Raw genomic sequence first — 22,018 nt, 5'->3', positions numbered from 1 at the left:
AGGTGTCCGATCTTGTACTGACGCAGGTCGAAGACCGCGTCGCGCTTATCACCATCAACGATCCCGACCGGCGCAACGCGGTGACCGCAGAGATCTCGGCGGCGCTGCGCGCGGCGGTCGACGCCGCCGAGGCGAACCCGGACGTCCACGCGGTGATCGTGACCGGCGCAGGCAAGGCGTTCTGCGCCGGCGCGGATCTGACCGCACTGGGCGCGGCCACCGAGGACGGACTCCGGGTGATCTACGACGGCTTCCTGGCTGTCGCCGACTGCACCTTGCCGACAATCGCGGCTGTGAACGGCGCCGCGGTCGGGGCGGGACTGAATCTGGCGCTCGCGGCGGACGTCCGGATCGCCGGACCCGCGGCGATCTTCGACCCACGCTTCCAGAAGCTCGGCATCCACCCCGGCGGCGGCGCCACCTGGATGCTGCAACGACTCGTGGGGCCACAGGTGGCTCGGGCCTCGCTGCTCTTCGGCATGCGCTTCGACGCCGATGCCGCCGTGCGCCACGGCCTTGCACTCGAGGTCGCCGAGGATCCGGTGGCAACCGCGCGCACTCTGGCGGCGGGCCCGGCCAGTGCGCGGAGGGACGTGGTTCTCGCGACCAAGGCCTCGATGCGCGCCACGGCGAACCCCGGCACCGTAGATTCCGAGCAGCATCGGCTCGCAGTCGATGTCGAGATCGGCCCGCAGGCAACATCGATCGAGTCGCCGGAGTTCGCAGCCCGGCTGGCGGCCGCCAAACGCAAGTAGCTACGGCGCGAGGGCGACGATCCGCTCGGCGCGCCGAAGCACCGGCATGTCCACCATCTGCCCCTCGAACTGGAACACGCCGCGCTCGTCGCGCGCCGCGGCAAGGACACGTCGCGCCCAGTCCGCTTCCTCGTCGGTCGGCGCGTAACCCTCTCGGATGACGGCGATCTGAGTCGGGTGGATTGCGATCTTGCCGTCGAATCCGACGGCGACCGCATCGTCGACCTCGGCGCGCAACCCGTTCAGGTTCTTGATGTCGAGGAACACCGAGTCGAAGGCCAACCGGCCGTAGGCTTTTGCGGCCAGCAGAGTCTGCGACCGGACGTGCCGCGCCACTTCGCGATAGGCGCCGTCCGGATACCGGTTCGCCGTGCCGCCAAGCGCCGCGAACAGATCCTCGGCGCCCCACATCAGTGCGTACGTGTTGTCCGCACGCGCGAGCTCCACCACATTGAGTGCGGCCAGCGGCGTCTCGATCAGCACGAAGACATTCAGCGGGGCCAGCGCAGCGACCTGCTCGGCGGTCTCGGACTTGGCGAGCATGACGGTGGTGTAGCGCGTATTCGCAACGGCTGCCAGGTCGAGGTCATGGTCCGATGTCCCGCTGGGATTGACCCGCACCACCGTGCGGTCGGGGTCCAGTGGCGTATCGACCAGTGCTTGACGCGCCGCAGGACGATCCTTGGCTGCGACACCGTCCTCGAGATCGAGAATCACGACATCGGCCGTGGCTGCGGCCTTGTGGTAGCGCTCCGGACGATCGGCCGGACAAAACAGCCACGCGGTTCCGGCGGCCAGGCTCACTCGATTTCTCCTTCGGGTCGCTTGCGCACCATTGTCTTTCGCGATGCCGTGGCCACGATGTCGCCGTGCTGGTTGCGGCCGACGTGGCTGAAGGTCACGATCCCCTCACCCGGCCGACTCTTGGATTCGCGCTTGTCGGTCACCTCCGTCTCGGCGTACAGGGTGTCACCGTGGAAGAGGGGTTTGGGGAAGGCCACCTCGCCGAATCCGAGGTTGCCCACGATCGTGCCCTGCGTCAGCTGGGCGACCGACAGGCCGACCAGCGTGGACAGCGTGAACATCGAATTGACCAGCCGCTGGTGGAACGGCGGCAGCGCATCGGAGAAAGCCGCATCGAGGTGCAGCGCCTGGGTGTTCATGGTCAGCGTGGTGAACAGCACGTTGTCGGCCTCGGTGATGGTTCGCCCGGGGCGGTGCTGGTACAGCACACCGGTTTCGAACTCCTCGAACCACAGCCCCCGCTGCACGACCACCTTTTTCCGGGTTGTGTCGCTCATTAAAGGCCCAGCTCCCGCCCGATCAGCATCAGCTGCACTTCCGTTGTCCCCTCGCCGATTTCGAGAATCTTGCTGTCGCGGTAATGCCGCGCCACCGCGTACTCGTTCATGAAGCCGTAGCCGCCGAAGATCTGTGTGGCGTCGCGGGCGTTGTCCATCGCCGCCTCACTGGCCACCAGCTTGGCGATCGCGGCCTGCTTCTTGAAGGGCTTGCCGGACAACATGAGTGCGGCGGCGTCGTAGTAGGCGGCGCGGGCGACGTGGGCCCTGGCCTCCATCCGCGCGATCTTGAAGGCGATGGCCTGGTTGCTGCCGATCGAGCGGCCGAACGCCTCGCGCTCTTTGGAGTACTTGACGCTCTCGTCCACGCAACCCTGCGCCGCGCCCACCGACAAAGCGGCAATTGCAATGCGGCCCTCGTCGAGGATGCGCAGGAAGTTGGCGTAGCCGCGTCCACGCTCGCCCAGCAGATTCTCCTGCGGCACACGGACATCGTCGAAGCTCAGCGGATGGGTGTCCGAGGCGTTCCAGCCAACCTTGTTGTATGCGGGTTCCGCGGTGAAACCCTGGGTCGGGACGGGCACCAGAATCGACGAGATCTCCTTCTTGCCGTCGCTTTCCCCCGTGACGGCGGTGACGGTGACGAGCTTGGTGATGTCGGTACCCGAGTTCGTGATGAACTGCTTGCTGCCGTTGATCACCCAATGGCCGTCGTCGAGGCGTGCGGTGGTCTTCGTCGCCCCGGCATCGCTGCCGCCGCCGGCCTCGGTCAGACCGAACGCGCCAAGAGCCTTGCCGGAGGCCAATTCCGGTAGCCACTCCTGCTTCTGCTCCTCGGTGCCGAACCGATACACCGGCATCGCACCCAGCGACACCCCGGCCTCCAGCGTGATCGCCACGCTCTGGTCGACCTTGCCGAGCTCCTCGAGCGCCAGGCACAGGGCGAAGTAGTCGCCGCCCATGCCGCCATACTCCTCGGGGAACGGCAGCCCGAACAGGCCCATGTCGGCCATTCCCGACACGACCTCGTACGGAAAGGAGTGCTCTTCGTCGTGTTTGGCCGCGACGGGGGCGACGACGCTCTGGGCGAAGTCGCGCACGGTTTTGGCCAGCTGTTCGTAGTGATCGGGCAGTGTCCCGGTCGCGAGGAAATTACTCATGCTTGCGGCTCCTTGGTTGCCGTTATCCGGGCCAACACCTGGCCCACTTTCACCTGCTCGCCCGCGCCGACCAACAGCTCCACCACCCCGTCGACGGGCGCGGAGAGCGCGTGCTCCATCTTCATCGCCTCGACAGTGACCACGACGGTCCCGGCCGTCACCGTCGCGCCGTCGTCGACGCCGATCGCGACGACAGCACCGGGCATCGGGCTGGTCAGTTCGGCGTCGCCGCTGTGCTCGTCGTCGGGACGCACCGGAGCTTCCCGCACCTCCTCGACCATCACCACGCGCCCCGCACCTGCCAGCCACAACTGCCCGGCCACGTCGGCGACGAGATGCTCAGAGCGCAGTCCGCCGATCGTGACGGTCAGCACTTCGTCGGTCAAAGACGCTCGCAGTGTGCGGTTTTCACCACTCTCCACCGCAGCCGTCGCATCGTCGGGCCTACCGGTGAGCCAGACGTGGTCGGTTCGCTGTCCCGCACGCAGCCGAAACGATGTCGGCGCGCGACCAGCGATGCGCCACCCCGATGGCACTTCCCACGGGTCGGATGCGGGTGTCGGCCAGGACTTCAGCCAGCGATACGCCGCCGCGGCGACCAGGTCGTCGTCCGACGGCGGCGCCGGAACGAAATCTGGCAGCCGTCGGTCGAGGAGCCCGGTGTCCAGGTTCCCGGCCGCCACCTCGGGGTCGGCGAGCAGGAAGCGCAGAAACTCGACATTCGTCGTCACGCCGAGTACTGCGGTATCGGCGAGCGCGGTGTCCAGTGCGCGCAGCGCGGCCGTACGGTCCTGTGCGTGCGCAATCACTTTGGCCAGCATCGGGTCGTAGTCGCTGCCGACCACGGTGCCGCACGCCAGTCCGGAATCGACGCGGATCCCGGTCCCGGCCGCCTCCCTCAGCCCGATCACCTGACCGCCGGTCGGGAGGAAGCCGCGGGCGGGGTCTTCGGCATAGACGCGCGCCTCGATCGCATGCCCGTCGAGGCGAATGTCGTCCTGTGCGACCGGGAGCTTCTCCCCCGCGGCAACGCGAATCTGCAACTCCACCAGGTCCAGTCCCGTGACCATCTCGGTGACGGGGTGCTCCACCTGCAGCCGGGTGTTCATCTCCATGAAGAAGAATTCGTCGGGCCGGTCGGCGGACACGATGAACTCGACGGTGCCCGCCCCCGTGTAGTCCACGCTGCGGGCCGTGTCGCAGGCCGCGGCGCCGATGCGGGCCCGGGTCTGCGCATCCAGCAACGGGGATGGCGCTTCCTCGACGACCTTCTGATGACGGCGCTGCAGGCTGCATTCTCGCTCGCCCAGGTGCACCACGTTGCCGTGGTTGTCGGCGAGCACCTGCACCTCGATGTGCCTGGGATTGAGCACGAATCGCTCCAGGAACAGGGTGTCGTCGCCGAACGACGATGCCGCTTCGCGACGCGCGCTCGCGAGTGCTGCGGGAAGTTCCGACGCATCGTGCACGACGCGCATGCCCTTGCCGCCACCCCCGGCCGACGGCTTCACCAGCACCGGGAATCCGACATCCGGGGCGCCCGAGATCAAGTCGGCGTCGGTGAGGCCGGGCCGCGAAATTCCAGGCACGACAGGCACACCGAACTCAGAGACCGCGGCTTTCGCCGAAATCTTGTCGCCCATCGTCTGGATCGCCGTGACCGGAGGGCCGATGAACACCACACCTGCCGCGCTGAGCGCTTCGGCGAATTGAGCGTTCTCGGAGAGGAATCCGTAGCCGGGATGGACGGCCTGGGCTCCCGTGCGTTCGATCGCCGCGAGCAGCGCATCGATGCAGAGGTAGCTCTGCCGCGCGGGCGCCGGGCCGATGTTGACCGCGACATCGGCTTCGGCGACGTGACGGGCGTGGGTATCGGCGTCGCTGAACACGGCGACCGAGCGGATGCCCATGGCCCGCAGTGTGCGGATCACCCGGACGGCGATCTCCCCGCGGTTGGCAACCAGAACTGTTTCGAACATCGTCACATCCTGAAGACGCCGTAGGACACCGGCTCCAGCGGAGCCTGGCCTGCCACCGAGAGTGCCAATCCGACAACAGCTCTGGTGTCAGCGGGATCGATGACCCCGTCGTCCCACAGTCGAGCCGTCGAGTAGTACGGGTTGCCCTGGTCCTCGTACTGCGCACGGATAGGCGCCTTGAACGCCTCTTCCTCCTCTGGCGACATGTCGCCCCGCACAGTGGCCAGGACCGATGCGGCTTGCTCGCCACCCATCACCGAGATCCTGGCGTTCGGCCACATCCACAGGAACCGCGGCGAATAGGCCCGGCCGCACATCGAATAGTTGCCGGCGCCGTAGGACCCGCCGATCACCACGGTCAGCTTCGGCACCCGCGCACAGGCGACCGCGGTGACCATTTTCGCCCCGTGCTTGGCGATACCGCCCGCCTCGTAGTCGCGGCCGACCATGAAGCCGGAGATGTTCTGCAGGAACAGAAGTGGGGTATTGCGCTTATCGCACAGCTCGATGAAGTGGGCGCCCTTGACGGCCGACTCACCGAACAGCACGCCGTTGTTGGCGACGATCCCAACCGGATGTCCATGGATGCGGGCGAACCCGGTGACGAGCGTGGTGCCGTATTCGGCTTTGAATTCGGCGAACTCGCCACCATCGACGATACGGGTGATCACCTCGTGCACGTCGTAGGGCACCCGGGGGTCAACGGGGACAACGTCGTAAAGCTCGGACTGATCGGCGACCGTATCAACGACCGGCGCGACATCCCACGGTGCCGCCGCTTTGGGCGCGAGCGTGCTGACGATCCGGCGGACGATCCGCAGCGCATCCCGATCATCGTGGGCCAGGTGGTCGGTCACACCGGAGACCTTCGAGTGCAGGTCGCCGCCCCCGAGTTCCTCGGCGGTGACAACCTCACCCGTGGCCGCCTTCACCAGTGGCGGGCCGCCGAGGAAAATCGTGCCCTGATTTCGCACGATCACGGCCTCGTCGCTCATCGCCGGAACGTACGCTCCACCGGCGGTGCAGGATCCGAGGACGGCGGCGATCTGCGCAATTCCCTTGGCACTCATGGTGGCCTGGTTGTAGAAGATGCGCCCAAAATGCTCGCGGTCGGGGAACACCTCGTCTTGTCGGGGCAGGAACGCACCGCCCGAATCGACCAGATACACGCACGGCAGCCGGTTCTGCAGCGCGATCTCCTGGGCGCGCAGATGCTTCTTGACCGTGATCGGATAGTAGGTGCCGCCCTTCACCGTCGCGTCGTTGGCGACGATCATGCACTCGCGGCCCGAGACGCGCCCGATGCCGGCGATCATTCCCGCGCCGGGGCACTCATCGTCGTACATGCCGTCCGCGGCGAGCGCAGCGAGTTCCAGGAAAGGGCTACCCGGGTCGAGCAACCCGTCGACGCGGTCGCGCGGCAGCAGCTTGCCTCTGCTGACATGCCGCTCACGGGCCCGCTCGGACCCGCCCAGCGAGGCAAGGGCGAGCTTGGCCCGCAACTGTTCGACCAACGCGACGTGATCGTCGCGATGAGATGTCCGCGCTGGCATCGCTGAAACCACCTTTAGTTAATGGCGACTAACCGAGTGGTATGTTAATCATCATTAACTGATGCTGTCCACCATCGGCCGGAGGTTTACGTCATGACGACTCCTGCCCGATCGTCGGCTCAGCCGACACCCGCCGCCTCGCCGCGCCGCAAAGCCAAATCCGACCGGCGCTCCCAACTGGTCGCCGCCGCGGAGCGACTCTTTGCCGAACACGGCTACCTCGCCGTCCGACTCGAGGACATCGGGGCTGCCGCCGGCATCAGCGGACCCGCGATCTACCGCCACTTCCCCAACAAGGAAGCGCTACTCGTCGAGCTTTTGGTGGGTATCAGCACAAGGCTGCTTGCCGGTGCTACCGAGGTGGCGAACGAAACCGAGGATGCCGACCACGCTTTGGCCGCTCTCATCGACTTCCATCTGGACTTCGCCCTCGGCGAGTCAGATCTGATCCGTATCCAGGACCGGGATCTGGGCAACCTACCGGCCGCGGCGAAGCGTCAGGTGCGGCGCAAGCAGCGGCAATACGTCGAGATCTGGGTTCACGTCCTGCGCCGTCGCGACCCCGAGCTCACCGAATCCGATGCCCGCCTGATGGCCCACGGAACTTTCGGCCTGCTGAACTCGACGGCCCACAGCATGAAACCCGGGGCCACGAGAACGGCCGAGGTCAGCTCCCGGACCGTCCTGCGAGAGATGACGGTCGCGGCGCTGACCTCGGCCAGTTCCGTAACTAAACGTCGCGATTAAGCGCTCTAATACCAAGCTCTCCGACCGCCGACCGGGCGGCCGACGGATCCGAGAACCCAGAACACCGCACCGATCACCAGAAGAACGACGCCGATATACGTCAAAATCGCCGTGTTCAAGATGAGACCCAAGATGAGAAGGATTGCTCCGAAGACGATCATTTCCACTCCGTTCCGCGACGACCAGATAGAGAGTTACTGACTGGGTTGCGGGACATCGCAATCCGTGACCTTCGGATTGACTCCCGCGTAATTCAGGGGTCCCGCCACGACCGTCAGAGCAATACTTCCCGCGGTGGCGCAATTGGCTTCGCCACCGGTGAAGTAGTCACGCTGATAGGCGGCAAAGACACCGATCAACAACCAGACGAGCACAATGACGCCGAGAATTCCTCGCATGCCGTGCTGCCACCTCCGTCTGCGCGCTCCGTAGTGGCGCGCGAGGAAGTTTTACCCCGCTGAAAATTCAGATAAACCTCAACGGGGGCAGGTCAGCTGGCGAACGCGGAGGTGAGCCAATCGCACATCGCTTTCCGCAGCACCGCACGGTTTTCCCGCTTGTCGATCTCGTGGCCGTCGTCGTCGAACGTCAGCAGCCGCGTCTTTCGCCCCAGCGCGGTCAGCGCATCGCACATCTGTTGCGATTCGCTCGGAGGGACGTTCGTGTCGTTGAGTCCGTGGACCAGAAGCAGCGGAGCCGTGACCGCATGCGCACGGGGCAGCGGGGACAGTCTCTCCAAGAGATCCTGATCGCTGACGGGGTGACCGTACTTCGGATAGGCGGCGGCCGCGATCCACGGCTCGGTGTTGCGGTACCAGGTGTTGAGGTCGCTCATCCCGCAGATACTGATGCCTGCAGCAAAGTCATCGGGATGGAACGCCAGCGCAGCCTGCGTGAGATAGCCGCCGTAGGACCAGCCGCAGCACGCCACCTTGCCCACCGGGGCGTGTCCGCTGTCGACGAGGAACCGCACCGCGTCCGAGACGTCGTCGATGGCGGCGAAGCGGCGCTCTCGGTCGTCGGCGTGCATGAAAGACCTGCCGAACCCGCCGGACCCCCGCACGTTCGGAAGGAACACGCAGATGCCTTCGTCGAGCAGCGCGGGAAAGAACTCGTTGTACCCGGGGCGGCCCTGTCCTTCGGGTCCGCCGTGCAGGAACAGCATCGCACCGATCGTCTCGACACCGTCGGGCGGACGAAACAGCCAGCCGGTGAATGTCAGGCCGTCACGCGCGGTGACGGTCTCCAGCGTGGGGTCGGCCGACACCGGACCGCTGCTGGGCTCGCGGTCGACGAGTTCCCATTCCCTGGTCCTCGGATCCACGAGTTCTACGGTCGGCGGTTTCGACGGACCCTCGACCGTCAGCGCCAGCATCGAGCCGCCCGCGCTGATGCTGAGCTCGCTGGCCACCATCCCCGGCAGCGGGATCGGGTCGTACAGGGTGCCGTCGGCGTACTCGAGGATCTGTAACTCGCTGGCGCCGTGCAGGTTCCACAGAATCGCCACGGTGGACAGATCGTCGCTGACGGTGAATTCGTCGAGTTCACATCCGGCACGTTCGGCGATGACCTGGTAGGAAACGCCTTCGGCGGACACAGTCACCTCGAGCAGACGCGCATGCTCGGCACCGTTCTCGCTGCGGATCAGCGCCCGGACATATCCCTCGGTGCTGTTGACGCCGTATTCCTTGGCCGGGTGGTACAGCTCGGTGAGCTCTCCGTCGAGCCCCGAGCGCAGCCGGCGCGGATGGTGGTCGTCGAGGATGACGCCGGTGTCGGTGGTCGAACCGGGGTCGTACGGCAACAGGCCGATCTCGGTCAGCCCTCTCAACATGATGAGATCTCGGTAGCCACGCGGTCCGACGCGCACCAGTGACGCGCCGGCCCACGCGTCGACCAGCCTGCCGCCCGAGCGGCGGTCCAGCACGGTCGTCGTATCCCCGGACGGGTCGATCAGACACGAACTTCCGACGCCGTCTTCACCGGTCAGGATCGCCGACACCAGGGTGCCGTCCCAGCCGATCAACTCGGCGGTGCCCTCCACCCCAGACGGCCAGTAATCGATCCTACGAGCCGCGCGGTCGTCGGGATCCGTTGTCACGACCCAGATCTGGCTGCGTGTGCCGCCTTCGGGGGCGACCTGGCAGGCCAACCAGTAGCCGTCGGCCGAGTGCATGACGCGCGTGACGGGGCCTTCGATCGGCAAGTCGACATCGCGCGAAGAGCTCGCGCGCCAGCCTCGCAAAAACCGCTGTACCGCCCTCGGGTATCCGCCGTCGTCGACGAGATGGGCGAACGCGGTGGCGTCAGGAGACATCGACGCGCCGTAAATCCGGCGGACCTGTTCTGCCACGGTTCCCGATTGTGCACGGTCGGCGCCGACGCCGATGTGTGGGCCGGTCCGGACGCACTGAGCGGCTGCACAGGTACCCTGCAGCCATGAGGTGGGCATGACGGATTCACCGAACCCCGGCGGACGTGAGGAGCGATCAGGCTTGGGCGGACGTGAGGAGCGATCAGGCTTGGGCGGACGCGACGAGCAGTGGGGCAACAGCGGCCCCGGGTACTCCGATCCTGCGTACGCGAGCCAGGCGCCGTACGGCTCTCCGTATCAGCCGCCGCAGGCCCCCCACCCCACCGAGCGCCTCCCGGCGTACCCGCCCTACGGCTACGACCCTTACGCGACGGGTCAGTACCCACCCCAGCATCCGCAGGGATTCGGATCCGAACCGCCGCCGGAGGGGCCGAAGTCTCCGCGCTGGCTGTGGATCGTCGCCGGGGTCGCCGTCGTGTTGGTGATCGGCCTGGTGATCGCTTTGGTGATCGTCAACAGTTCCCGGCAACAAACGGTGGTGGCACCTTTGCCGTCGCAACCCGAGCCGACCTACACGCCCTCCCCCACCACGACATCAAGGACCCCGACCACGAGGACCCCCACGACCAGGCCGTCGACGCCGGTGCTTCCGCTTCCGACACTGCCGAGTTCGCCGACCACCCCGACCGAACCGGCGTTCCCCGGCGCCACTGACGCCGTCGTCTACACGGTCGAGGGCACCGGCCGCGCCATCAACATCACCTACGTCGACACTGGCGGTCTGCTGCAGACCGAGTTCAACGTGATGTTGCCGTGGAGCAAGGAAGTGTTGCTGCCACAGCCCGGCGAGACGTCGGCGAGCATCAGCATCATCAATGTCGGGCGTGAAGTGACGTGCTCGATCTCGGTCAACGGCGCACAGATGGATATGCGGACGGGCGCAGGTCTGACGATCTGCACGCCGGAGCGTTAGTCGAGCGGTCGGTGCGGCGCGTGCACCGGCAGGAACAGCACCAGCCCGAGGACCAGCACGAGCACCAGCCCGCCCATGCCGGCTCGGTAACTGTCGAACACGTCGATGAACAACGAAAAGAGCCACGGCGCGAGGAAAGTCGCGGCGCGCCCGGCCGTCGTGTAGAGCCCGAACGTGACGCCTTCTTTTCCGTGGGCAGCCATTCGCATCATCAGCGTGCGAGCCGAGGACAGGGTCGGACCGATGAACAGGCACAGCAGCAGGCCGCACACCCAGAAAGCCATGACGCCAGAAAGCACCATCAGCGTCAGCCCGACCACGATCATCGCCACCAGGGAGGCGAGGATCACCGGCTTCGACCCGACCCTGTCGTCGACGCGTCCGCCGACCACAGCGCCCAACGCGGCGACGACACACGCGGCGACCCCGAACAGCAGCACGTCCGCCTGAGAAACTTCGTAGACGTTCACACCGAGCACCGCCCCGAAGGTGAACACCCCGGTCAGGCCGTCCCGGAACACAGCGCTGGCACCCAGGTAGTACACGACGTTGCGATCGCGGCGCCACTCGGTGCGCACCTCCTGCCACAGCCGCCGGTAGGCGCTGAGGAAGCCGACCCGTGGCGGCTTCTCCTGCGCGTGCCTGGGCGTCAGGATCAGTAGCGGCAAGGCGAAGAGGGCGAACCAGGCGGCCACCAGCAGCATCGCCGCGCGCACGTTCTGCCCGTCGTCGACCGGCAACGCGAGCAGGCCGCGGGTGTCCCCGTCTCCGGAGATGAACCCCAGATACACCACGAGCAGAGCCAGCACACTGCCGAAATAGCCCAGCGCCAAACCGAATCCGGAGATCCGCCCGGATGTCAGCGGTGTGGAGAGCTCGCGCAGCATCGCGTTGTAGGGCACTGTGGCCAGCTCGCTGCACGCCGCCGTGCAGGCCAGCAGTATCAACCCCGGCCACAGATAGCGATGATCGTCGCGGATCAGGCTCAGCGACGCGGTCAGCAGCACCACCATCCCGGTCAGGATCGCCAGCGCTCTGCGCCGCCGGGACGGCGCGTCCACCCACACCCCGGTCACCGGCGCCAGCAGCGCCACCACCAGCCCGGCCAACGCCAGCGCACGTCCCAGCCAGCTGGCCGGCGTGGTGTCGCCCGGCAGATCGTCACCGACAGTCGTGGTCAGGTACACCGTGAACACGAATGTGATGACGATCGCGTTGATCGCGGTGGCTCCGAAATCCCACATCGCCCAGGCCGCCACACGCGAACGGGTCGCGGTATCGGTAGGCGGACCGGTCGTGCGCGACACGTCGCTCATGGACGCCCACGATATAGTCCGGCCCATGCCAGTACCCGCTCCCCGCGCGGACGCCCGAGCCGTCGTCACCGGCGCATCACAGAACATCGGCGAGGCGCTGGCCGTCGAGCTCGCCCGCCGCGGCCACCACCTGATCATCACAGCGCGCCGTGAGGAGGTGCTCAACGCGCTGGCCGAGCGGCTGCGCGCGGAGTACGGCGTGACCGTCGAGGTGCGCGCCGTCGACCTCGCCGATCCTGCGGCGCGCGACATCTTCTGTGAGGAGCTGGCGACGCGCGACATCTCGATACTGTGCGCAAACGCGGGCACCGCCACGTTCGGACCCGTTGCCAGCCTCGATCCGGAAGGTGAACGGAAACAGGTGCAGCTCAACGTCCTCGGCGTGCACGACCTGGTTCTGGCGGTGCTACCCGGCATGGTGCAACGCCGGGCGGGCGGCATCCTCATCTCGGGGTCCGCGGCAGGTAACTCCCCCATCCCCAACAACGCCACCTATGCCGCCACCAAGGCGTTCGCCAACACGTTCAGCGAATCCTTGCGCGGGGAGGTCAAATCGGCGGGCGTGCACGTCACGGTGCTGGCGCCAGGGCCGGTGCGCACCGACCTGCCCGACCCCGACGAACAGTCACTCGTGGAAAGGCTGATCCCCGACTTCCTGTGGATCGACACCGAGTACACGGCGAAGGTCTCGCTGGATGGGTTGGAGCGCAACAAGATGCGGGTCGTGCCCGGCGTCACGTCGAAAGCGATGTCGGCGGCCAGCGGCTACGCGCCCCGCTCGATCGTGGCCCCCATCGTCGGTGCGGTCTACAAGAAGCTCGGCGGCGACTAGCCTCCCCGCCGGAATGGCATTCCGGCAGCGAAAGTCGAAAGCAGGCCTGCCGGAATGCAATTACAGCGCGCCAGCGTCAGCGTCTGCGCCTGCGCCGGCCCGTGCCGAAGATGCTGCGGGTGATCTCACGTCCGATGACGGTGCCGGCTGACCGCATCGCGCTCTTGAATGCCGGGTTCGCCATCATCTGGTCGAGGAAGCCCGGCTCTTCCCGCTGCGCGGGCGCGGGCATCGGTGGGACCTCGACCGGCGGCGGTACGTACACGGGCGGCGGCGCCGGCGCAGGAGGCGGCGCCAAACTCGCGGCAAGCCGTTCGTAGGCCGAGTCCCGATCGATCGTCTGACCGTACTCCGCCTGCAGCGGACTGGCTTTGGCCGCGGCGGCGATCGCGTCGGGTCCGATGGTGTCCATCAGTGAGCGCGGGGCGCGAATCCTGGTCCACGCCACCGGCGTGGGCGCGCCGCGGTCGGAGAGCACGGTGACGATCGCTTCGCCAATGCCGAGCGACGTCAGTGCCGACTCCAGATCGTAGACATCGCTTTTCGGGTAGGTACGCACGGTCTTCGCGAGCGACTTCTGATCGTCGGGCGTGAACGCGCGCAACGCGTGCTGGATGCGGGCACCCAACTGGCTGAGCACCTCTTTGGGAATGTCGGTCGGCATCTGAGTGCAGAACAGGACCCCAACACCTTTGGAGCGGATCAGTTTGACCGTCTGTTCGACCTGCTCCAGGAACGCCTTGGATGCGTCGGCGAAGAGCAGGTGGGCCTCGTCGAAGACGAACACCAGCTTGGGCTTCTCGATGTCGCCGACCTCAGGCAAGGTGGTGAACAGGTCGGCAAGCACCCACATCAGGAACGTCGAGAACAGCACGGGGCGCGTGGCCTGGCTGCCGAGTTCGACAAGGGTGATGATGCCCCGGCCTGAGGGGTCGACGCGCAGCAGATCGCCGGGTTCGATTTCGGGCTCACCGAAGAACGTGTCGCCGCCCTCGGCTTCGAGGTTGACCAGGGCGCGCAGAATCACCCCTGCCGTTGTCGTGGAGACCGCGCCGATTGCCTTGAGTTGCGGCTTCCCCTCGTCACTGGTCAGGTACTGGATGACGGAACGCAGATCCTTCAGATCGAGCAGCGCCAGCCCCTGCTGGTCGGCCCAGTGGAAGATCAGGCCGAGCGTTGACTCTTGAGTCTGGTTGAGTCCCAGCACCTTCGACAGCAGAATTGGCCCGAAGCTGGTGATCGTCGCGCGGACCGGCACCCCGGTTCCCGACGTGCCCAGCGACAGGAACTCGACGGGATAGGAGGTCGGCGTCCAGTCGTCGCCGGTGTCGGCGGCGCGCTGGGCGACTTTCTCGCCGGGCTCCCCGGGTCGCGATAGTCCGGACAGGTCACCCTTCACGTCGGCCATCACCACCGGCACTCCGAACGACGACAGCTGCTCGGCGAGCACCTGCAGCGACTTCGTCTTACCCGTTCCGGTGGCACCTGCGACCAATCCGTGCCGGTTGAGCATGGCAAGCGGGATTCGTACCCGCGCCGCGGGGTTGCACACGCCGTCGACGACGACCGCCCCGAGCTCCAGCGCTGTACCTTCGACGGCGTAACCCGAGGCGATCTGCTGCGCCGGAGTGCTCGTGGGCTCCGTAGTCATGCGACGAACCCTATCTGGGCAACGCCGCGATTCGGTGGGTGTGGGCAGCCCGTGTCAAGCCCCGGGTCACTGCGGGGCTTACTGTTGAGCGCTGTGCGCGATGAACTGGTGTGGATCGACTGTGAGATGACGGGCCTGGACCTCAAGTCCGACCGCCTGATCGAGATCGCAGTATTGGTGACCGACTCCGAGCTGAACATCCTGGGGGACGGCCTCGACGTGGTGATCCACGCCGACGATGACGCGTTGGACTCGATGATCGACGTCGTCGCGCAGATGCACACCAAGTCCGGCCTCATCGAGGAGGTGCGTGCGTCGACCTTCGACCTGGCCACCGCCGAAGACATGGTGCTGACCTACATCCGGGAACACGTCAAGACGGCCAAGACGGCACCGCTGGCAGGCAACTCGATTGCCACCGACCGCGGCTTCATCGCACGGGACATGCCCAAACTCGACGACTACCTGCACTACCGGATGATCGACGTCAGCTCGATCAAGGAGCTGTGCCGCCGCTGGTACCCCCGGATCTACTTCGGCCAGCCGGACAAGGGCCTCGCCCATCGCGCACTCGCCGACATCCACGAGTCGATCCGCGAGCTGCGGTATTACCGGCAGACGGCGTTCGTGACGCCCCCGGGCCCGTCGACCAGCGACATCGCCGCGGTCGCGGCGGAACTGGGACCGTCAGCGCCTGACGATTCGGCTCCAAGGGACTCGACCGGCTAGTATGACCAAGCCGCTTTTCGAGCGGCGATGGTGGCTGTAGTTCAGTTGGTAGAGCACCAGGTTGTGATCCTGGCTGTCGCGGGTTCGAGTCCCGTCAGCCACCCCGGTACGGGGACGCCGTCTACTCAGGTAGGCGGCGTTTCTCGTATCAGATGCGTTGCGTGGCCCTCGATGACAAGGCCCTCGTCGTTGAATCGGAGCACCTCGCTCACCACACCGCCGTTCTGGTTCCGATAGGCGATCACGACGGTGTCGATGCCGCCGAACACACCCTCGACGGCGAAGGTGAGGTCTGGGACGCCCGCCAGCGCCCTCGTCCAATACTCACGCAGGGCATCTTTCCCCTGCACCACGCCGCCGGTGGATGGCAACAACTTCAGCGCGACGGGCGAGGTGAACAGGACAGCGTCGTCGAAGTGCGCGAGAACAGCTTCGACGTCGTGGTCGTTCCAGGCCCGAACCCACTCGTGGGCGAACTGCTCCGCGTCGATCAGCGGCGCGTCAGACGTTGGCGTTGCCGGCCTTCCACTGCTCCCACGGGATGTTCCAGTCGCCGAGACCGTCGGTGCCCGACAACGGCGAGCCGACGGTGTTGATGATTTCCACGATGTCTCCACGCTTGGAGTTGTCGTAGAACCACCGCCCATTGCTGGTGCTTACGTTGATGCAGCCGTGGCTGACGTTGCTCTCACCCTGGCTGCCCACCGACCACGGGGCCGCGTGCACGTAAATGCCGCTGTAGGAGATCTGGGTGGCCCAATCGACCTCGGTGCGATAACCATTGGGCGAGTTGGTCGGGACGCCATATGTCGAAGAATCCATCACCATGTGCGATCGGCGGTCACCAACGATGTACACCCCGTTGTTGGTCGGCGTGCTGTTCTTGCCCATCGACACCGGCATGGTTTTGATGACTTCACCGTTGCGGCGCACCGTGAGCGTCTTGGTGGTGTCGTCCACGGTGGTGATCATCTGGTCGCCGATGGTGAAACTTGTCTCAACGTTGTCCTGACCGAACAGGCCGTCACCGAGGTCGACACCATAGGTGTTGACCTGAACCTCGACCGTTGTGCCTGGCTTCCAGTATTCGGCTGGGCGCCAACGGACTTCGCGGTTGTTGAGCCAATAGAAGGCACCCTCGACGGGCGGGTTCGTCTTCACGGTGATCGCGCGCTGAGCCGCCAGCCGGTTCGGGATGTTCTCGTCGAACTGGATCGCGACCGGCTGCCCGACACCGACGACCTCACCGTCATTGGGCAGAACGTAAGGCATCGTGAGGTTTTCGGGCGAGTGCGTCTCGAACGTCATCTGACGGCTGGTCACGCCGCCGAGCCCGAGCGACTGCGCGGTCAACGTGTATCGCTTGTTGTAGCCGAGCGGTTCCGCGGTCGCCCACGTCAGCCCGTCCTCGGACAGCTCGCCGGCGACGGTTTCGCCGTCCTCGTTGACCATGGTCACCGACCCGAGCACGCCGTCCTCGGCGCTGACGGTGACGGGCGATCCGGCGCTGACCCCAACGGCCCCGTCTTGGACGGAGGCGGTCAGCTTGGGAATGAGGAGATCGCCGAAGGGGGTGCCCTTATCCGTGATCACCTGCGGCTTGGGCGGTTCGGCGTTCCCACCGCAAGCCGACAGTCCCAGCACCATCGCGGGCACAAGCGCAGCAACCACCAACCAGGACCGCTTCCGGCGCGCCCGGGCCACTGAGTTGACCTGCCACATAATTCGGCTCCACCTCGCATACAGGGCTCTTCGCCCACAGTTCGTCGGCGACAATTCTACGGTCAATTCTGGTATGTGCACGCGACGACAGCGTCGGCATCGGCCACGGCTTATCGCGATTTCATCCTGCGCCGCGGGCCTGTTATTGTCTCACACGCGCGCCGTTAGCTCAGTTGGTAGAGCAGCTGACTCTTAATCAGCGGGTCCGGGGTTCGAAACCCTGACGGCGCACCACACGAAATTCCCGCTCAGGCGGGGATTTTGTCGTTTCGGGGGTTGTGCCGCACGAGCTGGGCATCCGCCTATCGGGAGAACTGCCGCGGGTTCGACCTACCAGGGCGCCAGTAACCGATCACGCACAAACGAGCGGTGGGATCTCCCGGCCATCCAGCCGAGAAGTGCACCGCCCGTTTGAGTGCTGCCGCGTCAGCGGCGCGGGCCACCGGCGCCGGGCTGACCCAGCAGCGGGTTCATGGGCGCCCCGCCCTGAGCAGCGTGTTCGCGCTGATGCTGTTGCATCGCCTGAACCAGCGGATTCTCTTTGATCAGCTGCCGCTTGTCTTCCTCGGACAGCTCGTAGAACGTCCACATCCCCCATGCCGCAGGGCGCACATAAAGGGTGACCTTCTGACGCTTCCTGGTGTTCTGCGGCAACATCGCAGGGATAGCCACCACACGGTCCAGCGTCACGGCACTGGCGAGTTCCGCGGCGAGCTTGTCGACGTCGGTCCCCTCTTGCAGCTCGTACACCGAAGCCTGGTGGCTTGGCTGGGCCGGGCCTTGCAGGGCGAGAAACCACGCCATCCGGGGTCTCCTTCGCATTCGCTCGTCGTGGGTCAGCGTCAGCGTAGAGGACACCTCCGGCCGCCACCTCCAGGCCCCGGGCGGCAATCCCGCCAGCAGCTACTGGCAACGTCGCGGCGCAGCATATTTTACGATTGTGAAAATTCGCTGCGTTTTCGCACGCAGAGATCGCATTATATGCTAGATGTCACATGCGGGTAACCATGGTCTATTCCATCGTTACCACGCACGCAGTAACGGCTTCCAGCGCCTTCGCTAATTGGACGCCCATTGCGCTGGGCAAAGGCGACTCGTGATGTTATGGTGCAGTTAGCTGAAGCGTCTGGAGCGAACCCCGCCCTAGGCCACGGAGTGGAAATCGAGGAATTTGCTGATGTCAAGCCCCGTCGATTCGGTTGTCACCGAAGCCGATGGCGAGGAGTCCGCTCGTGGCGTTACCGCTGCGCAGCCGCTGGCAATCCGCAACTGCAGTCGCCTCGGCCGCGTAGCTAATCCGCCCGGCTTCTCGATTGCCGACTGGTTCCGGTCCGGCCGCCGTCGCTGAGGTTCTTCAGGGCCTGCGCGCGCGACGGATGACGACCACGATCACGACCGCGCTCAAACCGGCCAATGAAATCGCCACAGGCGGCCTCGTCACAAACCTGAGAACACCCGCCTTGATGTCGTCGGCAACACGACGAGGATTCGCCCGCTCGGCCAGCGAGTCGACCGTCAGCGCGAGCTGTTCGCGTGCCACATCGATTTCAGCCTTGATGGTGTCGGGATCCCGGTCCGCCACATCTACCTCCATGCCTCCAGCGCGCTGCGCGCCGGCAACGCCCCACCAACGGGCCCCAACCAACAGTTCTCGTCGCACTACCCTAGATGAGCCGGAGCGCCCCTGAGCGCCCCGGTCGAAGCAACGATCCGCATCTGCAGGGACTGCCCGGAGGAACATCCACCCATGTCGCAAACCCCCCGTCTCGAGGTCGGAGACAAAGCACCCGCGTTCAGCCTCGCCGACGCCGACGGCAACGCCGTCAAACTCTCCGACTACAAGGGCCGCAAGGTCATCGTGTACTTCTACCCGGCTGCGTCCACACCCGGCTGCACCAAGGAAGCCTGCGATTTTCGTGACAACCTTGCCGAGCTGAACGACGCCGGTCTCGACGTCGTCGGGATCTCCCCCGACAAACCCGAGAAACTCGCCAAGTTCCGCGACGCCGAGAAGCTGACATTCCCGCTGCTGTCCGATCCCGATCGCAAGGTGCTCGAAGCATGGGGCGCCTACGGAGAGAAGACGATGTACGGCAAGACCGTGCAGGGCGTCATCCGCTCGACGTTCGTCGTCGACGAGAAGGGCAAGATCGAAGTAGCCCAGTACAACATCCGCGCGACCGGGCACGTCGCCAAGCTACGGCGCGACCTGTCCGTCTAGGTCTCCCAGCCGGGCCAGCAGCAGCGCCTCTGCGGTGGCGGCCCGTTCCAGCACACCCAGGTGCAGGCTCTCGTTGATGCTGTGTGCCTGGGTGTCCGGATCCTCGACACCGGTCACCAGGATCTTGGCGTCGGGAAACGCCGTCGCGAACGCTGCGATGAAGGGGATCGACCCACCGACGCCGGTGTCGACGGCGTCATGTCCCCACGCCTGACGGAAGGCCACACGCGCGGCGTCATAGACCGGTCCGGTGGCGTCGATGGCGTACGGCTCGCCGAGGTCGCCGGGAGTCACGGTGACCTGTGCGCCCCACGGGGCGTGGCTTTCCAAGTGCCGGGTCAGCGCCGCGAGGTGCTCGGCCGCATCTCCCCCTGGTGCCACCCTCATACTGACTTTCGCACGGGCCCGCGGGATCAAGGTGTTCGAGGCTTTCGCGATGGAGGTGGTGTCGATGCCGATCACCGTGACAGCTGGCTTTGCCCAAAGTCTTTGAGCCACAGAGCCTGAGCCGATTTCCTGGACACCGGCCAGCACGCCTGTGTCGGCGCGCACGCGCTCTGATGTGTAGTCCACGTCGGCAGCCACCGCCTCGTGCAGGCCTTCGACAGCGACGTTGCCCTCCTCGTCGTGCAGGCTCGCGAGGAGGCGCACGAGCACGGCCAGGGCGTCGGGCACGACACCGCCCCACATCCCCGAGTGCAGCCCGTGGTCGAGCGTCGCGACCTCCACCACGCAGTCGGCCAGGCCCCGCAGTGACACGGTCAGCGATGGGATCTCGGTGCTCCAGTTGTCGGAATCGGCGATGACGATGACATCGGCGGCCAGGGCATCCCGATGCGCGGCCAGCAGTTTCGACAGCGACGGCGAACCCGATTCCTCCTCGCCCTCGACGAACACCGTCACCCCGACTGGCGGCACGCCGCCGTGGGCGCGGAATGCGGCGAGATGCGTTGCGATACCGGCCTTGTCGTCGGCGGTGCCGCGGCCGTAAAGCCGTCCGTCGCGTTCCGTCGGTTCGAACGGGGCGGTTGCCCATTGCGCAGGGTCGCCCTCCGGCTGGACGTCGTGATGGGCGTACAGCAGCACCGTGGGCGCACCCTCGGGAGCCGGGTGCCGCGCGATGACGGCCGGCGCACCGCCTTCTTCGACGATCCGGACGTCGCCGAATCCCGCCTCCGACAACAGCTTCGACACTGCCTCAGCAGACCGGTGCACTTCGGGGCGACGGTCGGGATCGGCCCAGACGGACTGGATCCGCACCAGGTCTTCGAGGTCGGCGCGGACCGAAGGCAGGACATCGCGGACGCGTTGCACGAGATCGCTCATGTGGTCAGGTTAGTGGCGCTCCCCGGGCTCGCTCTCTTCGGCGTCACGACGCTCCTCCTGCAGACGGTCCTTACTGCGGACCAGACGCAGCAACGTCACCAGCAGCAGTCCGCCGACGACGTTGCCGACCGCGGTGTATGCGAACCAGCCGAGCCAGTCCAGATATCCGAACGGCGCCTCGCCGGCGATGAGCGCGCCGAAGATCAGCAACGAGTCGAGCACAGAGTGGAACAACTGCAGACCCGCGAGCAGGAACGCACCGGCGACGGCCGCGGCGATCTTGGCCGGCATCGATTCGGTGCCGTGCTGCATGCGCGTCATCAAGGTGATCACCATGCCGCCGAGCAGAGACAACGCCACAGTTTCCACCGAGAGCGGGGCCGTCGCATAGTGGGCGGCCGATTCGACGGTCTTCTCGTGCAGCCGCGGTAGCGCAGTCATGATCAGCCACATCAGCATCCAGCCGCCGGCCAGATTGGCGAACAGAGTGCCGCCCCAGAGCTTCAACAACTGCCCCACGCTGGCACGCTTGGCCGCCACCGTGGTCACAGGTATCAAAAAGCCCTCGGTGAACAATTCGCTGCGGCCGAGGAGCAGCGCCAAAAAGCCGACGGAGAACGCGATTCCGGCAAGCAGCGGCTGATCCGTCGCCTGAAGCACGGCCAGGTACGCCACCACGCCGATCGCGATGTCGGTCCCACCGAAGAATCCCGTGACGAGCACTTCACGCCAGGTGCGGTGAAGACGCTGGGTGCCTTCGTCGACCATCCGCCGGAAGGCGTACTCGAGTGCGTCTTCGATCGGACTGTCGGAATCTCCGAGTTCGCGCTGACTCGTCTCCGGCATACTGACGCCCCCTTCGATGTGGCGTGTGGACCGCCGGGTACCCGGCTTGAGCGAACCGCCGGGATACCCCGATCGACGTACGTCAACCCGTTGGAGACGAATTAGTTTCGTTGCGTTCCACCGCGACGAGCGCGCGCGTACGCACGGTGCGCACCGGCGTGGCGACGTGCAGACACGCGCGCTCGCGGTGCGAGTCCTAGCGCTCCTCGAGGACGGCGACCGCGGCTGCGACGTCGGCTTCATGGGTCAGGGACAAGTGGATCGTCACCTCTTTGAGGTGCTCTGCCACCGCACCGGACAACCGCACCCGGGGACGCCCCCACATGTCGGTGATGACCTCGATGTCGCGGTGGATCGCTTCCGGCAGCACAGGGCGCTTCGAGAAGCGCGAGCCCGACCAGGCCTTGATGACAGCCTCCTTGGCCGCCCACCGCGCCGCGAGATGGCGCGCCGCCGACGAACTCTTGTCGGCGGCGTCGCGCCGCTCGCCCGGCGTGAACGTCTCGGCGAACACCGTGCCCGGCCGGTCCACCTGTTCCGCGAACTCCGGAATGGAGACGAGATCGATGCCTATCCCGACGATGCCCACGCGC

23 protein-coding genes and 2 tRNA genes are annotated in these 22,018 nt (G+C 66.1%); 8 read left to right on the top strand and 17 right to left on the bottom strand.

The window, feature by feature from the left end; all coding sequences use genetic code 11:
* The first annotated feature begins 2 nt into the window (after nt 1-2).
* Nucleotides 3-755 (top strand): enoyl-CoA hydratase, encoded by a 753-nt coding sequence (locus tag AWC12_RS29775; RefSeq protein WP_085178421.1) that lies wholly within the window; start codon nt 3-5, stop codon nt 753-755.
* On the opposite strand, the gene AWC12_RS29770 is transcribed toward AWC12_RS29775, so the two are convergent.
* From AWC12_RS29770 to AWC12_RS29750, 5 genes are read right to left on the bottom strand one after another with little or no spacing between them, the layout of a single operon-like run.
* Nucleotides 756-1,559: an HpcH/HpaI aldolase/citrate lyase family protein gene (locus AWC12_RS29770; RefSeq protein WP_085178419.1), complete on the bottom strand. Its 804-nt coding sequence runs from the start codon at nt 1,557-1,559 to the stop codon at nt 756-758.
* On the bottom strand, nt 1,556-2,056 hold the full coding sequence (locus tag AWC12_RS29765) for a MaoC family dehydratase (protein WP_024448370.1): 501 nt from the start codon (nt 2,054-2,056) through the stop codon (nt 1,556-1,558). Before AWC12_RS29765 ends, AWC12_RS29770 begins: the two co-directional genes overlap by 4 nt.
* A complete protein-coding gene (locus AWC12_RS29760; RefSeq protein ID WP_024448369.1) occupies nt 2,056-3,216 on the bottom strand; it encodes an acyl-CoA dehydrogenase family protein in 1,161 nt (386 codons plus the stop codon). Before AWC12_RS29760 ends, AWC12_RS29765 begins: the two co-directional genes overlap by 1 nt.
* Nucleotides 3,213-5,195: an acetyl/propionyl/methylcrotonyl-CoA carboxylase subunit alpha gene (locus AWC12_RS29755; protein ID WP_085178417.1), complete on the bottom strand. Its 1,983-nt coding sequence runs from the start codon at nt 5,193-5,195 to the stop codon at nt 3,213-3,215. The genes AWC12_RS29760 and AWC12_RS29755 overlap by 4 nt, the downstream gene beginning before the upstream one ends.
* 2 nt (nt 5,196-5,197) lie before the next feature.
* Nucleotides 5,198-6,748, bottom strand: a complete 1,551-nt coding sequence (locus AWC12_RS29750; protein WP_085178415.1) for a carboxyl transferase domain-containing protein — start codon at nt 6,746-6,748, stop codon at nt 5,198-5,200.
* A gap of 93 nt (nt 6,749-6,841) precedes the next feature.
* Between AWC12_RS29750 and AWC12_RS29745 the strand changes: the two genes are divergently transcribed.
* The gene (locus AWC12_RS29745) at nt 6,842-7,495 is read left to right on the top strand and encodes an SACE_7040 family transcriptional regulator (RefSeq protein WP_085178413.1); all 654 of its coding nucleotides are present in this window, start codon (nt 6,842-6,844) and stop codon (nt 7,493-7,495) included.
* 5 nt (nt 7,496-7,500) lie between these two features.
* Here AWC12_RS29745 and AWC12_RS31790 read toward each other — a convergent pair whose 3' ends face one another.
* The 3 genes from AWC12_RS31790 to AWC12_RS29735 all read right to left on the bottom strand — a co-directional run bounded on the left by AWC12_RS31790 (nt 7,501) and on the right by AWC12_RS29735 (nt 9,812).
* Nucleotides 7,501-7,656 carry a DUF6131 family protein gene (locus tag AWC12_RS31790; RefSeq protein ID WP_110808784.1) on the bottom strand — a complete coding sequence of 52 codons (156 nt, stop codon included), beginning with the start codon at nt 7,654-7,656 and terminating at the stop codon, nt 7,501-7,503.
* Nucleotides 7,657-7,689: 33 nt separating this feature from the next.
* The gene (locus tag AWC12_RS29740; RefSeq protein ID WP_024448365.1) at nt 7,690-7,893 is read right to left on the bottom strand and encodes a hypothetical protein; all 204 of its coding nucleotides are present in this window, start codon (nt 7,891-7,893) and stop codon (nt 7,690-7,692) included.
* Between the two features lie 92 nt (nt 7,894-7,985).
* The gene (locus AWC12_RS29735; RefSeq protein WP_085178449.1) at nt 7,986-9,812 is read right to left on the bottom strand and encodes an alpha/beta hydrolase family protein; all 1,827 of its coding nucleotides are present in this window, start codon (nt 9,810-9,812) and stop codon (nt 7,986-7,988) included.
* 133 nt (nt 9,813-9,945) lie between these two features.
* Between AWC12_RS29735 and AWC12_RS29730 the strand changes: the two genes are divergently transcribed.
* A complete protein-coding gene (locus tag AWC12_RS29730; protein WP_110808787.1) occupies nt 9,946-10,782 on the top strand; it encodes an MmpS family transport accessory protein in 837 nt (278 codons plus the stop codon).
* Here AWC12_RS29730 and AWC12_RS29725 read toward each other — a convergent pair.
* A complete protein-coding gene (locus tag AWC12_RS29725) occupies nt 10,779-12,098 on the bottom strand; it encodes an MFS transporter (RefSeq protein ID WP_085178409.1) in 1,320 nt (439 codons plus the stop codon). The two genes, AWC12_RS29730 and AWC12_RS29725, sit on opposite strands and share 4 nt — an antisense overlap.
* Nucleotides 12,099-12,123: 25 nt before the next feature.
* On the opposite strand from AWC12_RS29725, the gene cmrA reads away from it, so the two are divergent.
* A complete protein-coding gene (gene cmrA, locus AWC12_RS29720) occupies nt 12,124-12,930 on the top strand; it encodes a mycolate reductase (RefSeq protein ID WP_024448361.1) in 807 nt (268 codons plus the stop codon).
* 76 nt (nt 12,931-13,006) lie between these two features.
* On the opposite strand, the gene AWC12_RS29715 is transcribed toward cmrA, so the two are convergent.
* On the bottom strand, nt 13,007-14,581 hold the full coding sequence (locus AWC12_RS29715; RefSeq protein ID WP_085178407.1) for a helicase HerA-like domain-containing protein: 1,575 nt from the start codon (nt 14,579-14,581) through the stop codon (nt 13,007-13,009).
* A gap of 93 nt (nt 14,582-14,674) precedes the next feature.
* Between AWC12_RS29715 and orn the strand changes: the two genes are divergently transcribed.
* Both orn and AWC12_RS29705 read left to right on the top strand, forming a co-directional pair.
* Nucleotides 14,675-15,310: an oligoribonuclease gene (orn, locus tag AWC12_RS29710; protein ID WP_085178405.1), complete on the top strand. Its 636-nt coding sequence runs from the start codon at nt 14,675-14,677 to the stop codon at nt 15,308-15,310.
* A 30-nt stretch (nt 15,311-15,340) separates the two neighbouring features.
* Nucleotides 15,341-15,413 (top strand) — tRNA-His (locus AWC12_RS29705).
* Between the two features lie 22 nt (nt 15,414-15,435).
* Here AWC12_RS29705 and AWC12_RS29700 read toward each other — a convergent pair.
* On the bottom strand, nt 15,436-15,804 hold the full coding sequence (locus tag AWC12_RS29700) for a nuclear transport factor 2 family protein (RefSeq protein ID WP_085178447.1): 369 nt from the start codon (nt 15,802-15,804) through the stop codon (nt 15,436-15,438).
* Between the two features lie 7 nt (nt 15,805-15,811).
* The gene (locus tag AWC12_RS29695) at nt 15,812-17,032 is read right to left on the bottom strand and encodes a L,D-transpeptidase (RefSeq protein WP_024448357.1); all 1,221 of its coding nucleotides are present in this window, start codon (nt 17,030-17,032) and stop codon (nt 15,812-15,814) included.
* Between the two features lie 158 nt (nt 17,033-17,190).
* On the opposite strand from AWC12_RS29695, the gene AWC12_RS29690 reads away from it, so the two are divergent.
* Nucleotides 17,191-17,266: transfer RNA gene (locus AWC12_RS29690), tRNA-Lys, on the top strand.
* A gap of 192 nt (nt 17,267-17,458) precedes the next feature.
* Here AWC12_RS29690 and AWC12_RS29685 read toward each other — a convergent pair.
* Nucleotides 17,459-17,836, bottom strand: coding sequence for a hypothetical protein (locus tag AWC12_RS29685; protein WP_085178403.1), 378 nt, complete (start codon nt 17,834-17,836; stop codon nt 17,459-17,461).
* Nucleotides 17,837-18,386: 550 nt separating this feature from the next.
* On the bottom strand, nt 18,387-18,614 hold the full coding sequence (locus tag AWC12_RS29680; protein ID WP_024448343.1) for a DUF3618 domain-containing protein: 228 nt from the start codon (nt 18,612-18,614) through the stop codon (nt 18,387-18,389).
* A 165-nt stretch (nt 18,615-18,779) separates the two neighbouring features.
* On the opposite strand from AWC12_RS29680, the gene bcp reads away from it, so the two are divergent.
* Nucleotides 18,780-19,253 carry a thioredoxin-dependent thiol peroxidase gene (bcp, locus tag AWC12_RS29675; RefSeq protein WP_024448342.1) on the top strand — a complete coding sequence of 158 codons (474 nt, stop codon included), beginning with the start codon at nt 18,780-18,782 and terminating at the stop codon, nt 19,251-19,253.
* Here the strand turns inward: bcp and AWC12_RS29670 are convergent.
* From AWC12_RS29670 to acpS, 3 genes are all read right to left on the bottom strand, one after another.
* Nucleotides 19,230-20,579, bottom strand: coding sequence for a dipeptidase (locus tag AWC12_RS29670; protein ID WP_085178401.1), 1,350 nt, complete (start codon nt 20,577-20,579; stop codon nt 19,230-19,232). The two genes, bcp and AWC12_RS29670, sit on opposite strands and share 24 nt — an antisense overlap.
* A gap of 9 nt (nt 20,580-20,588) precedes the next feature.
* A complete protein-coding gene (locus AWC12_RS29665) occupies nt 20,589-21,425 on the bottom strand; it encodes a formate/nitrite transporter family protein (protein ID WP_024448340.1) in 837 nt (278 codons plus the stop codon).
* Between the two features lie 196 nt (nt 21,426-21,621).
* Entirely contained in the window at nt 21,622-22,014 is a 393-nt protein-coding gene (gene acpS / locus AWC12_RS29660; RefSeq protein WP_024448339.1) for a holo-ACP synthase AcpS, read from the bottom strand.
* Nucleotides 22,015-22,018 lie beyond the last annotated feature (4 nt).

Origin of the sequence: Mycolicibacterium iranicum (assembly GCF_002101705.1) — a bacterium.
GTDB classification, from domain to species: Bacteria; Actinomycetota; Actinomycetes; order Mycobacteriales; family Mycobacteriaceae; genus Mycobacterium; species Mycobacterium iranicum.
The sequence above is the reverse complement of the archived record's forward strand: the minus strand, read 5'-3'. Positions and strand labels throughout refer to the sequence as shown.

What these genes read in the sequence shown, in the direction of transcription:
- AWC12_RS29765 (WP_024448370.1), bottom strand. Translation starts at nt 2,056, where the DNA reads ATGAGCGACACAACCCGGAAAAAGGTGGTCGTGCAGCGGGGGCTGTGG.
- AWC12_RS29760 (WP_024448369.1), bottom strand. Translation starts at nt 3,216, where the DNA reads ATGAGTAATTTCCTCGCGACCGGGACACTGCCCGATCACTACGAACAG.
- AWC12_RS29755 (WP_085178417.1), bottom strand. Translation starts at nt 5,195, where the DNA reads ATGTTCGAAACAGTTCTGGTTGCCAACCGCGGGGAGATCGCCGTCCGG.
- AWC12_RS29750 (WP_085178415.1), bottom strand. Translation starts at nt 6,748, where the DNA reads ATGCCAGCGCGGACATCTCATCGCGACGATCACGTCGCGTTGGTCGAA.
- AWC12_RS29745 (WP_085178413.1), top strand. Translation starts at nt 6,842, where the DNA reads ATGACGACTCCTGCCCGATCGTCGGCTCAGCCGACACCCGCCGCCTCG.
- AWC12_RS31790 (WP_110808784.1), bottom strand. Translation starts at nt 7,656, where the DNA reads ATGATCGTCTTCGGAGCAATCCTTCTCATCTTGGGTCTCATCTTGAAC.
- AWC12_RS29740 (WP_024448365.1), bottom strand. Translation starts at nt 7,893, where the DNA reads ATGCGAGGAATTCTCGGCGTCATTGTGCTCGTCTGGTTGTTGATCGGT.
- AWC12_RS29735 (WP_085178449.1), bottom strand. Translation starts at nt 9,812, where the DNA reads ATGTCTCCTGACGCCACCGCGTTCGCCCATCTCGTCGACGACGGCGGA.
- AWC12_RS29730 (WP_110808787.1), top strand. Translation starts at nt 9,946, where the DNA reads ATGACGGATTCACCGAACCCCGGCGGACGTGAGGAGCGATCAGGCTTG.
- AWC12_RS29725 (WP_085178409.1), bottom strand. Translation starts at nt 12,098, where the DNA reads ATGAGCGACGTGTCGCGCACGACCGGTCCGCCTACCGATACCGCGACC.
- cmrA (WP_024448361.1), top strand. Translation starts at nt 12,124, where the DNA reads ATGCCAGTACCCGCTCCCCGCGCGGACGCCCGAGCCGTCGTCACCGGC.
- AWC12_RS29715 (WP_085178407.1), bottom strand. Translation starts at nt 14,581, where the DNA reads ATGACTACGGAGCCCACGAGCACTCCGGCGCAGCAGATCGCCTCGGGT.
- AWC12_RS29695 (WP_024448357.1), bottom strand. Translation starts at nt 17,032, where the DNA reads ATGTGGCAGGTCAACTCAGTGGCCCGGGCGCGCCGGAAGCGGTCCTGG.
- AWC12_RS29685 (WP_085178403.1), bottom strand. Translation starts at nt 17,836, where the DNA reads ATGGCGTGGTTTCTCGCCCTGCAAGGCCCGGCCCAGCCAAGCCACCAG.
- bcp (WP_024448342.1), top strand. Translation starts at nt 18,780, where the DNA reads ATGTCGCAAACCCCCCGTCTCGAGGTCGGAGACAAAGCACCCGCGTTC.
- AWC12_RS29670 (WP_085178401.1), bottom strand. Translation starts at nt 20,579, where the DNA reads ATGAGCGATCTCGTGCAACGCGTCCGCGATGTCCTGCCTTCGGTCCGC.
- AWC12_RS29665 (WP_024448340.1), bottom strand. Translation starts at nt 21,425, where the DNA reads ATGCCGGAGACGAGTCAGCGCGAACTCGGAGATTCCGACAGTCCGATC.